The 11005-nt window shown below is 63.8% G+C and carries 10 protein-coding genes; all 10 read left to right on the plus strand.

Annotated features, from left to right (window positions below; all coding sequences use genetic code 11):
• The first annotated feature begins 34 nt into the window (after positions 1-34).
• Complete coding sequence (locus tag Q0105_RS06830; protein ID WP_298210072.1) at positions 35-553, plus strand: tripartite tricarboxylate transporter TctB family protein; 519 nt, start codon at positions 35-37, stop codon at positions 551-553.
• Between the two features lie 12 nt (positions 554-565).
• Positions 566-2065, plus strand: coding sequence for a tripartite tricarboxylate transporter permease (locus Q0105_RS06835; protein WP_298210075.1), 1500 nt, complete (start codon positions 566-568; stop codon positions 2063-2065).
• Between the two features lie 255 nt (positions 2066-2320).
• On the plus strand, positions 2321-3001 hold the full coding sequence (locus Q0105_RS06840) for a DUF2325 domain-containing protein (protein WP_298210077.1): 681 nt from the start codon (positions 2321-2323) through the stop codon (positions 2999-3001).
• A gap of 114 nt (positions 3002-3115) precedes the next feature.
• A complete protein-coding gene (locus tag Q0105_RS06845) occupies positions 3116-4627 on the plus strand; it encodes a sigma 54-interacting transcriptional regulator (protein WP_298210079.1) in 1512 nt (503 codons plus the stop codon).
• Between the two features lie 151 nt (positions 4628-4778).
• Entirely contained in the window at positions 4779-5972 is a 1194-nt protein-coding gene (locus Q0105_RS06850; protein ID WP_298210081.1) for a substrate-binding domain-containing protein, read from the plus strand.
• A 176-nt stretch (positions 5973-6148) separates the two neighbouring features.
• Positions 6149-7627, plus strand: coding sequence for a PHB depolymerase family esterase (locus Q0105_RS06855; protein WP_298210083.1), 1479 nt, complete (start codon positions 6149-6151; stop codon positions 7625-7627).
• A gap of 67 nt (positions 7628-7694) precedes the next feature.
• Positions 7695-8477, plus strand: coding sequence for an ABC transporter ATP-binding protein (locus Q0105_RS06860; protein ID WP_298210085.1), 783 nt, complete (start codon positions 7695-7697; stop codon positions 8475-8477).
• Positions 8474-9211 carry an ABC transporter ATP-binding protein gene (locus Q0105_RS06865; protein WP_298210087.1) on the plus strand — a complete coding sequence of 246 codons (738 nt, stop codon included), beginning with the start codon at positions 8474-8476 and terminating at the stop codon, positions 9209-9211. The genes Q0105_RS06860 and Q0105_RS06865 overlap by 4 nt, the downstream gene beginning before the upstream one ends.
• Before the next feature lie 115 nt (positions 9212-9326).
• The gene (locus Q0105_RS06870) at positions 9327-10316 is read left to right on the plus strand and encodes a branched-chain amino acid ABC transporter permease (protein WP_298210089.1); all 990 of its coding nucleotides are present in this window, start codon (positions 9327-9329) and stop codon (positions 10314-10316) included.
• 16 nt (positions 10317-10332) lie between these two features.
• On the plus strand, positions 10333-11005 hold a 673-nt coding region (locus Q0105_RS06875; protein WP_298210091.1), incomplete at its 3' end, for a branched-chain amino acid ABC transporter permease.

Here is an 11005-nt window from a genome sequence, read left to right on the forward strand (position 1 = left end):
GTGTACGTGCTGGTTGGTGCGAAGGAGAAAAAACATGACACAACAACACTCGTCGCGCTCCAAGCCCTTGCAAACCCTGGTGGGGGCGGGGCTGGTGGTGCTCTCGCTGGGCCTGGCCTGGGGGGCCAGCTCGGTCAGTTCCGAGGCGGGCTACGGCGGCGTGGGCCCCAATTTCTTTCCCTGGGTGGTCAGCATCGTCTTGCTGGTCTGCGGCGTGCTTTGCATCGTGCATGCACTGACAGGGGGGTTCCGGGATCTGGAAGACGGCTCAGGCGACGTGCGCGCGCACTGGAAGGGTTTCATCTGGGTGTCGGCCGGGTTGCTGCTCAATGCCCTGCTCATCACCACCTTGGGCTTCATCCTGAGTTGTGCGCTGTGCTTCGTGCTGTCGGTGCGGGGCTTCAAAAGCGCCGAAGGCGAGCTGGACCTGCGCCTGCAGGCCTGGATCAAGGATTCTTTCATCGGTATCGCAGTGTCTGCCCCGGTGTACTGGATGTTTACGCAATTGCTGGCCATCAATCTGCCCGGCCTGACCAACACGGGGTGGCTGTAAAGCCCGCGCGCCATGGAAACGTTCAACCTTTTGATGCAGGGGTTCGTCACCGCTGCAACCCCCATCAACCTGCTGTGGGCCTTTGTGGGCTGCATCATCGGCACTGCCGTGGGCGTGTTGCCTGGCATCGGCCCGGCCGTGGCGGTGGCCATGCTGCTGCCCATCACCGTGAAGGTCGAGGCCACGGCGTCGATGATCTTCTTTGGGGGGATTTACTACGGCGCGATGTATGGCGGCTCCACCACCTCCATCTTGCTGAACACGCCCGGTGAGGCGGGCTCCATGGTCACGGCCATGGAGGGCAACAAGATGGCCAAGAACGGCCGCGCGGGTGCGGCGCTGGCCACGGCGGCCATTGGCTCATTCGTGGCGGGCACCATCGCCACGGTGCTGGTCACGTTCTTTGCCCCCCTGGTGGCCGAATACGCGGTGCGCCTGGGCCCACCTGAATATTTCATGCTGATGGTGCTGGCCTTCACCACCGTGAGTGCGGTGCTGGGCAAAAGCACGCTGCGCGGCATGGTGGCGCTGTTCGTTGGCTTGGCGATGGGCCTGATCGGCATCGACCAGATCACGGGTCAGGCGCGCTACACCGGTGGTGTGCCCGAGCTGATGGATGGCATTGAGGTGGTGCTGATCGCTGTGGGCCTGTTTGCCGTGGGCGAGGCGCTGTACAACGTGATGTACGAAGGCCGTACCGACGAAACCCAGAACCGCCTGACCAGCACCCACATGACCAAGGAGGAGTGGAAGCGCTCCTGGCCCGCGTGGCTGCGCGCCACGGCCATCGGCTTCCCGTTTGGCACCGTGCCTGCGGGTGGCAGCGAGATCCCCACCTTCCTGAGCTACGCGGCGGAAAAGAAGCTGAGCAAGCACAAGGAAGAGTTCGGCACCACGGGCGCCATCGAAGGCGTGGCCGGCCCCGAGGCAGCCAACAACGCGGCCATCACGGCCACTTTGATCCCGCTGCTCACGCTGGGTATTCCCACATCGAACACCACGGCGATTTTGCTGGGTGCGTTCCAGAACTACGGCATCCAGCCTGGCCCGCAGCTGTTTGACACCAACGGTGCGCTGGTGTGGGCGCTGATCGCGTCGATGTACATCGGCAACGTGATGCTGCTGATTTTGAACCTGCCGCTGGTGGGCCTGTGGGTGAAGCTGCTGAACATCCCCAAGTCGTACCTGTACGCGGGCATTTTGGTGTTCTCCACGCTGGGCGTATATGGCATGCGCCAAAGTGCGTTCGACCTGGTGCTTCTGTATGCGATTGGCCTTTTGGGCGTGGTGATGCGTCGCTTTGACTTCCCGGCTGCGCCGGTGGTGGTGGGCATGATCCTAGGCCCGCTGGCTGAGGCGCAGATGCGCAATGCGGTGTCGATTGGCGAAGGCAAGTGGACGATCTTCTTGGAGCGCCCCGGTTCGGTGACGCTGATCATCATCGTGCTGGCGGTGCTGATCGTGCCGCGCCTGCTGCGCCGCTGGGCTGCACGCAAAGCGGCGCAGGCGTAGGCCTGGGGAACTGCCAAGGCTTTTAAAGCTTTTGAAACCGCTCCCATGTGAGCGGGGCACCAAAAAAACCGCGCCACAGGGCGCGGTTTTTTTATGTCCAGACAGCGCAAGCAGTCCCTTGCGCCGACGATTTCCGTTGCAAGCCAGGCACCGGGGCCTTGCGCCCCCGGCGCCTTTCCCACCAGGCGACTTGCTGCGAACAATGACTGAATGGTACCATAAAATGCGAATAGTTCTTATTTGCAGGATTGACCCATGCATTCACTTCCGCGGGAGTTTCTAGTGCTTTGCCGCCAGTTGGGCGAGGCCCAACAGCGCTGCAGCACCGCACTGTCCGCCCAGGCGGCCGAGATCCAGGCGCTGCAGGGCGAGATCGTGCGGCTGCGCGGTGCCCTGGTGGTGCGCGATACGCGGTTGGCCATGGCGCGTGAGGAGCTTGCGCAGTTGGAGGCGGTCTCGCCCGGCCTGCCACGGCGCCGGGCCATGGGGCGCCACATCGGGGCGCTGGCTGAGCGCATTGCCGCCCTGTCCCGCGAATGCCTGCGCTGGCGCCTCGCAGCCGAGGCCAAGGTGCAGACCCGTGTGATGGAGCAGGGCGCTGCAGCGCTCCAGTTTGCCGACTCGTCGGGCCTGCAGGCCGATGCTGCCTTGGACGCCAGCCTGGCCGCTGCGGATCTGGTGATCTGTCAGACGGGCTGTATCAGCCACGATGAATACTGGCGCGTGCAGGACCACTGCCGCCGCACGGGCAAGCCCTGCATCCTGGTGGACCAGCCCCTGGCCGTTCGCCAGGCGCAGGCGCTGGCCGCCATTCAACCCATGGTCGTGTTGCGCATGGCTTCGCTAGCGGCGCAACAGCAGCAACAGCAGCCTGCGAAAGAGATGCTGGCGCAAGCCATTTTATCGACTGAAGGTTTGAATGAAAATGGCACCTAGCGCTTGATGAATAAGCGCTAATAGCTATATATTTGATAGCATTTTGAGTGCGCAAGGCCGCGCTTCCAGCGCGCCATGGCGAGGACGTGCACCCTGTCGCGCTACCATCAGCGCATGCCTTTGCTTGCTGACGACGCCCCCGCACTGCCGATGGATGCCCAGGGCATCCTTGAACTGGCGGCGCGCTCCATGTTCCAGCTGTTCTCCAGCGTCAGCCAGGGCATGTTCCTGGTGGACCGCAACGGACGCATCGTCTGGGTCAATGAGGGCTACCAGCGCTTCCTGCCCGACCTGGGGTTTTCGTCGGTCGACGAGTTCGTGGGGCGCACGGTCGAGGAGGTGATCCCCAACACCCAGATGCGCCGCGTGCTGGAGACCGGCCAGCCCGTGCTGATCGACCTGCTCACCAACAAGGCGGGCACCTTCGTGGTCAGCCGCATCCCGCTGCGCGATGAGCTCGACCGCGTGATCGGCGCCATCGGCATCGTGCTGGTCGATCATCCCGAGACCACGCTGCAGCCGCTCATCAGCAAGTTTGCGCTGCTGCAGCGCGACCTGGACGATGCCCGGCGCGAGCTGGCCAGCCAGCGCAGCCGTTCGCTGGCCGTGGCGGGCGACGGCGAGCGGCGCGCCAAATACACCTTTGCCAGCTTCATTGGCTCCAGCCCCGCTGCGGCTGAGGTCAAGCGCCAGGCGCGGCGCGCGGCACAGTCCACCAGCCCCGTGCTGCTGCTGGGCGAGACCGGCACCGGCAAAGAGCTGCTGGCCCACGCGATCCATGCGGCGTCGAGCCGTGCGAGCGGTCCGTTCGTCAGTGTGAACATCGCCGCCGTGCCCGACACGCTGCTGGAGGCCGAGTTTTTTGGCGTGGCCCCCGGCGCCTACACCGGCGCGGACCGCAGGGGGCGCGACGGCAAGTTCAAGCTGGCCGATGGCGGCACGCTGTTCCTCGATGAAATCGGCGACATGCCACAAAGCCTGCAGGCCAAACTGCTGCGCGCGCTGCAAGAGGGCGAGATCGAGCCGCTGGGCAGCAACAAGCTTGTGCCCTTCAATGTACGCATCCTGGCCGCCACCTCGCGCGACCTCGCGGCGCTGGTGCGCGAAAACCGGTTCCGCGAGGATTTGTTCTACCGGCTGCATGTGCTGCCCGTGCGCGTGCCCCCGCTGCGGGCGCGGCGGGGCGACATCCCGGCACTGGTCGAAGCCTTGGGCGAAGACCTGGCGATGCGCAACGGCACCCCGCCGCCCGAGTTGCTGCCCGACGCGCTGGCCCTGCTGGCGGGCCAGCCCTGGCGCGGCAACATCCGCGAGCTGCGCAATGTGCTCGAGCAAGCCGTGATGCGCGGCGACTCCCAGCCCATCGACGCGGCGCAATTGGAGCGTGTTTTGCGCGAGGCCGGTGTGGAACCCGCAGCCCCAGCCCCGGTGTTGGATGCAGTCCCCACGGGCGAAACCGACGACGAAGCCCGCTACCTGCGCCCACTGGCCGAGCAAGTGGCCGAGCTGGAGCAGCGCGCCATCGCCGCCACCTTGAAGGCCCACGGCGGCAACAAGCTGGCCACTGCCCGGCAGCTGGGAATCTCGCGCGCGACGCTTTATGGACGCCTGGAAAACCCTGATTAATTACTGAACATATGCCTGAATATTGGACAGACAAGTTGTATTGAATTTGACCAATACTTATGGCGTGTAAATAAAAGTTTCTTGAAAATCAATCACTTGCAGCCTGGCACGGACTGTGCAATGTTCAGGCATCACAACAGGAGACTTCTCTATGCACCGTCGCACCCTGGTCGCCCTCGCCACCGCAGCTGTTACCGCCGCCACGTTGTCTGCCCCCGCCTTCGCGCAGACCGGCGAAATCCGCATTGCCCACGTCTATAGCAAGACCGGCCCGCTGGAGGCCTATGGCAAGCAGACCCAGACGGGCCTGATGATGGGCCTGGACTACGCCACTGGCGGCACCATGACCGTGGGCGGCAAGAAGATCGTCGTGATCGAGAAAGACGACCAAGGCAAGCCCGACCTGGGCAAGAGCCTGCTGGCCTCGGCCTACTCGGATGACAAGGCCGACATCGCCGTGGGCCCCACCTCCAGCGGCGTGGCCCTGGCGCTGCTGCCCGTGGCCGAGGAATACAAAAAGATCCTGCTGGTAGAGCCCGCCGTGGCCGACGCCATCACGGGTGACAAGTGGAACAAGTACATCTTTCGCACCGGCCGCAACAGCAGCCAGGACGCCATCAGCAACGCCGTGGCCATCGACAAGGCGGGCGTGACGGTTGCTACGCTGGCCCAGGACTACGCTTTCGGCCGTGACGGCGTGAAGGCCTTCAAGGACTCCCTCAAGACCGCCAAGCTGGTGCACGAGGAATACCTGCCCACCACCACCACCGACTTCACCGCCGGTGCCCAGCGCCTGATCGACAAGCTCAAGGACGTGCCCGGCCGCAAGGTGATCTTCATCATCTGGGCCGGTGCGGGCAACCCGTTCAAGATCGCCGATCTGGACCTCAAGCGCTACGGCATCGAGATTGCCACGGGCGGCAACATTTTGCCCGCCATGGCCGCCTACAAGAACTTCCCCGGCATGGAAGGCGCCACGTACTACTACTTCGGCATCCCCAAGAACCCGGTGAACGAAGCCCTGGTGGCCGCGCACTACAAGGAGTTCAAGACGCCGCCAGACTTCTTCACCGCTGGCGGCTTCAGCTCGGCCATGGCCCTGGTCACGGCCCTGAAGGCCACGAACGGCGACACCAACACCAACAAGCTCATCAAAACCATGGAAGGCATGAGTTTTGACACCCCCAAGGGCAAGATGACCTTCCGCAAGGAAGACCACCAGGCCATGCAGAGCATGTACCACTTCAAGATCAAGGTGGACCCGGCCTTCGCCTGGGGCGTGCCCGAGCTGGTGCGCGAGATCAAGCCTGAAGAAATGAACGTGCCGATTCGCAACAAGCGATAAGCCGGTCCTTTCAATGTGTTAGCGAGGCCCGTTGGACAGGACACATGTTCTGCTCCTTCGGGGCACATCCCGCAGGGGCGGCCGCCCCTCTTTTTCCAGTGAATTGATACATGAACCCCCGGGTCTACACGGGGGCTGGGTCGGTTTTTTTCAAAATTATTTGGAGACAAGACAACATGGCTTTCAATTTCATCCGGGCGGCCGCAGCAGGAGCTGCCATCGCAATGTGCGGAACAGGTGGCGTAATGGCCGCCGTCAACCTTCCCGCGCTCAACATCGACAAGACGCAGACCACGGTGTCGGGGCTGTCGTCGGGCGGCTTCATGGCCGTGCAGTTGCACGTGGCGTATTCGGCCACGTTTGCCAAGGGCGCGGGCGTGGTGGCGGGCGGGCCGTTCTACTGCGCCGAGGGCTCGATCACCAACGCCACCGGGCGCTGCATGGCCAGCCCGGCGGGCATTCCTACCAGCACGCTGGTGAGCACCACCAACACCTGGGCCAGCCAGGGCGCCATCGACCCCGTGGCCAACCTGCAAAGCTCCAAGGTCTATCTGTTCTCGGGCACGCTCGACAGCACGGTCAAGCCCGGCGTGATGGATGCGCTGCGCACCTACTACAACAGCTTCGTGCCCGCTGCCAACGTGGTCTATAAAAAAGACATCGCGGCCCAGCACGCCATGATCACCGATGACTACGGCAGCAGCTGCTCCACCAATGGCGCGCCCTACATCAACGACTGCAATTTCGACCTGGCCGGGGCCATGCTGCAGCACCTGTACGGCACGCTGAACGCGCGCAACAACGCCACGCTTCCCGCGGGCAACTACGTAGAGTTCAACCAAAGCCAGTTCATCACCAACCACGGCATGGCCACCACCGGCTGGGCCTACATTCCGCAGGCTTGCCAGGCAGGCGGCAGTGCCACCTGCAAGCTGCACGTGGTGCTGCATGGCTGCAAACAGAACGTCAGCAACGTGCAGCAGCAGTACGTGCGCAACACGGGCTACAACCGCTGGGCCGACACCAACAACATCGTGATGCTGTACCCGCAGACCAGCACGGCAGCCACCAACAGCTGCTGGGACTGGTGGGGCTATGACAACGCCAACTATTCCAAGAAGTCCGGCCCACAGATGGCTGCGATCAAGGCCATGGTGGACGCGGTCTCCAGCGGCTCGGGCACCACAACGCCGCCCCCGGCCGCGCTGCCCGCACCCACGGGTGTGAGCACTTCGGGTGCTACATCGAACAGCATGGCCATTGGCTGGGCTGCCGTCTCCGGTGCCGCCAGCTACAACGTCTATCGCAACGCCAACAAGGTCAACGCGCTGCCGGTGACGGCCACGAGCTACACCGACACCGGCCTGGCCGCATCCATCACCTACAGCTGGACGGTGCGCGCTGCCGATGCCAACGGTGCTGAGGGCGCTACCTCGGCAGCCGCATCCGGCACCACGCTGGCTGGCTCCGGTGGCACAGCCACCTGCACCACATCCAGCAACTATGCACACACCATGGCGGGCCGCGCGTATGCCGCAGGTGGCTACACCTTTGCCTTGGGCTCCAACCAGAACATGGGCCTGTGGAATGTGTTCGTGACCAAGACCCTGAAGCAGACCGGGCCGAACTACTACGTGATCGGCACCTGCCCCTAAAGTGAAGCGGGCGCTCGGCCGGGCGCCCCTTCTATCGACTGACGACAGTGAAAGTGAAAAAACACCCATGAGCACCTTGGCCACCAAGGACTTGACCATCCGCTTCGGCGGCCATGTGGCGGTCAATGGCGTGACCTGCTCCTTCGAGCCAGGCACGCTGACCGCCATCGTGGGCCCCAATGGCGCGGGCAAGACCACCTACTTCAACCTGATCTCCGGGCAACTCAAGGCATCCAGTGGCACTGTCACGCTGGGTGGACAAGATCTCACGGGGCAATCGGTCTCGGCGCGCACGCATGCGGGCCTGGGCCGGGCGTTTCAGCTCACCAACCTTTTCCCCAACCTCAGTGTGCTGGAAAACGTGCGTCTGGCCGTGCAGGCCACGCACGAGGGCAAGCACCGCCGGGGCATGAACCTCTGGAGCATCTGGAGCGACCACAACGCGTTGACCCAGCGTGCCCGAGTGATCCTGCAGGCCGTGGCGATGAGCGACCGCGCCGACACCCCCGTGGCCAGCCTGCCGCACGGCGACCAGCGCAAGCTGGAGGTAGCGCTGCTCATGGCGCTGGAGCCGCAGGTGTATATGTTCGACGAGCCCACGGCCGGCATGAGCCACGACGAAGCCCCCGTGATCCTGAACCTGATCCGCGAGCTTAAAAAAGACAAGACCAAGATCATCCTTCTGGTGGAGCACAAGATGGACGTGGTGCGCGAGCTGGCCGACCGCATCATCGTGCTGACCAACGGCACGCTGGTGGCCGACGGCCCACCGGCCGAGGTGATTGCATCGCCCGTGGTGCAAGAGGCTTACCTGGGCGTCAGCAAGGAAGCAGAAAAGGAGGCGGCATGAGCACGGCGACCCCCCCCAATCTGCTTGAACTCAAGGGCGTACACACCCACATTGGCGCGTACCACATCCTGCACGGTGTGGACTTGGCTGTACCCAAGGGGCAGCTCACCATGCTGCTGGGGCGCAACGGCGCGGGCAAGACGACCACGCTGCGCACCATCATGGGCCTGTGGCATGCGTCGCAGGGCTCCATCCATTTCGGTGGCAAAGACATCACCGCCATGAACACCCCGCAGATCGCGGGCATGAACATCGCCTACGTGCCCGAAAACATGGGCATCTTCTCTGACCTCACGGTGAAAGAAAACATGCTGCTGGCCGCCCGCAAGGCCAGCAACGCCGTGCAGATGGATCAGGCGCGGCTCGAATGGATCTTCAAGCTTTTCCCCGCTGTGGAGAAGTTCTGGAACCACCCGGCGGGCAAGCTCAGCGGCGGCCAAAAGCAGATGGTGGCGGTGAGCCGCGCCATCGTGGAACCGCGTGATCTGCTCATCGTGGACGAGCCCAGCAAGGGCCTCGCGCCCGCCATCATCAACAACATGATCGAGGCGTTCGACCAGCTCAAGAAGAGTGGCGTGACCATTTTGCTCGTCGAGCAGAACATCAATTTCGCGAAGCGGCTCGGTGACACCGTGGCCGTGATGGACAACGGCCAAGTGGTGCATGCAGGCAGCATGGCCGCGCTGGCCGAGGACGAAGAACTGCAGCGCTCGCTGCTGGGGTTGGCACTATGAGTTTTACATCCAATTTCAAGCCTTTTGATGCTCTGGCGCTTATTTATCAAGCGCTACCAGCTATCAAAAACATAGTGACCGTGCTCCCGACCACCCCCTGGCAAGGAGGTTTGGCATGAGCAACATGGCCCGCGACTTCGACTGGAAGCCCCTGGCGCTGGTGCCAGCGCTTGCGCTTTTGGTGTTGCCCTTCATCGGCTCGCCCAGCACCTGGCTCACGCTCACGGTGGCGGGGTTGGCCATGGGCATGATCGTGTTCATCATCGCCTCGGGCCTCACGCTGGTGTTCGGCCTGATGGACGTGCTGAACTTCGGCCACGGCGTGTTCATTGCGCTCGGTGCCTTTGTGGCCACCAGCGTGCTGGGCGCCATGGGCGACTACACCCAAAGCGCTGACCTGTGGCGCAATCTGATGGCCGTGCTGCCCGCCATGCTGGTGGCCATGGCCGTGGCCGGTGCCGTGGGCCTGGCGTTCGAGCGCTTCATCGTGCGGCCCGTGTACGGCCAGCATTTGAAGCAGATCCTCATCACCATGGGCGGCATGATCATTGGTGAAGAGCTCATCAAGGTCATCTGGGGCCCCGCGCAGATCCCGCTGCCGCTGCCCGAGGGCATGCGTGGCTCGCTGCTCATCGGCGATGCCGCCATCGAGAAATACCGCCTGGTGGCCGTGGCTGTGGGCCTGCTGGTGTTTGGCGTGCTGGCCTGGACGCTGTCGCGCACCAAGGTGGGCCTGCTGATCCGCGCGGGCGTGCAAGACCGCGAGATGGTCGAGAGCCTGGGCTACCGCATCCGTCGCCTGTTCATCGGCGTGTTTGTTGTGGGTTCGGCCCTGGCCGGCCTGGGTGGCGTGATGTGGGGCCTGTACCAGCAAAGCGTTATCCCGCAGATGGGTGCGCAGGTCAATGTGCTGATCTTCATCGTGATCATCATCGGCGGCCTGGGCAGCACGGGCGGTGCGCTCATCGGCGCGCTGCTGGTGGGGCTCATGGCCAACTACACCGGCTTTTTGGTGCCCAAGGTGGCGCTGTTCTCCAACATTGCCCTCATGGTGGCGATCCTGTTGTGGCGCCCGCAAGGCGTCTACCCGGTCGCCAACCGCTGATGAGGAGCCGACTGACATGCTGAACCGACTTCTCTCCGGCGACTACCCGCGCAGCAAGGTGCTGGCGGCCATCCTGATAGCCATCCTCCTCGGGCTGGCGTTCGCACCCTTTCTGTTCCCCGGCGTCAAGGCGCTGTCGGTGGCAGCCAAGGTGCTCATCTTTGTGGTGCTGGTCGCCAGTTTCGACCTGCTGCTGGGTTACACCGGCATCGTGAGCTTTGCGCACACCATGTTCTTTGGCATTGGGGCCTATGGCATTGCCGTGGCCACCACGCGCCTGGGGCCTACTTGGACGGCGCTGGGCGTGGGCATTGGCGGGGCGCTGCTGCTGTCTCTGCTGCTGTCGCTGGCGGTGGGGCTGTTCTCGCTGCGCGTGCGGGCCATCTTCTTCGCCATGATCACGCTCGCCGTGGCCGCCGCGTTCCAGACGCTGGCCTCGCAGCTCTCCGACATCACCGGCGGCGAAGACGGCCTGACCTTCAAGGTGCCAGAGTTTCTGTCGCCCAGCTTCGAGCCGTTTGAAGAGCCCTTCCTGGGCGTGAGCATCGACGGGCGCCTGATCTGCTACTACCTGCTGTTTGTCACTGCCGTGGCGCTGGTGCTGGCGCTGCTGCGCATCGTCAACTCGCCGTTTGGCCGCGTGCTGCAGGCCATCCGCGAGAACGAGTTCCGCGCCGAGGCCATCGGCT

The sequence above is a fragment of the Acidovorax sp. genome (genome assembly GCF_027492855.1).
Classification (GTDB): Bacteria; Pseudomonadota; Gammaproteobacteria; order Burkholderiales; family Burkholderiaceae_C; genus Acidovorax.

Excerpts from the sequence above, each read along its gene's own strand:
- Q0105_RS06845 (WP_298210079.1), top strand. The coding sequence starts at position 3,116 with ATGCCTTTGCTTGCTGACGACGCCCCCGCACTGCCGATGGATGCCCAG.
- Q0105_RS06860 (WP_298210085.1), top strand. The coding sequence starts at position 7,695 with ATGAGCACCTTGGCCACCAAGGACTTGACCATCCGCTTCGGCGGCCAT.
- Q0105_RS06855 (WP_298210083.1), top strand. The coding sequence starts at position 6,149 with ATGGCTTTCAATTTCATCCGGGCGGCCGCAGCAGGAGCTGCCATCGCA.
- Q0105_RS06835 (WP_298210075.1), top strand. The coding sequence starts at position 566 with ATGGAAACGTTCAACCTTTTGATGCAGGGGTTCGTCACCGCTGCAACC.
- Q0105_RS06830 (WP_298210072.1), top strand. The coding sequence starts at position 35 with ATGACACAACAACACTCGTCGCGCTCCAAGCCCTTGCAAACCCTGGTG.
- Q0105_RS06870 (WP_298210089.1), top strand. The coding sequence starts at position 9,327 with ATGAGCAACATGGCCCGCGACTTCGACTGGAAGCCCCTGGCGCTGGTG.
- Q0105_RS06850 (WP_298210081.1), top strand. The coding sequence starts at position 4,779 with ATGCACCGTCGCACCCTGGTCGCCCTCGCCACCGCAGCTGTTACCGCC.
- Q0105_RS06865 (WP_298210087.1), top strand. The coding sequence starts at position 8,474 with ATGAGCACGGCGACCCCCCCCAATCTGCTTGAACTCAAGGGCGTACAC.
- Q0105_RS06840 (WP_298210077.1), top strand. The coding sequence starts at position 2,321 with ATGCATTCACTTCCGCGGGAGTTTCTAGTGCTTTGCCGCCAGTTGGGC.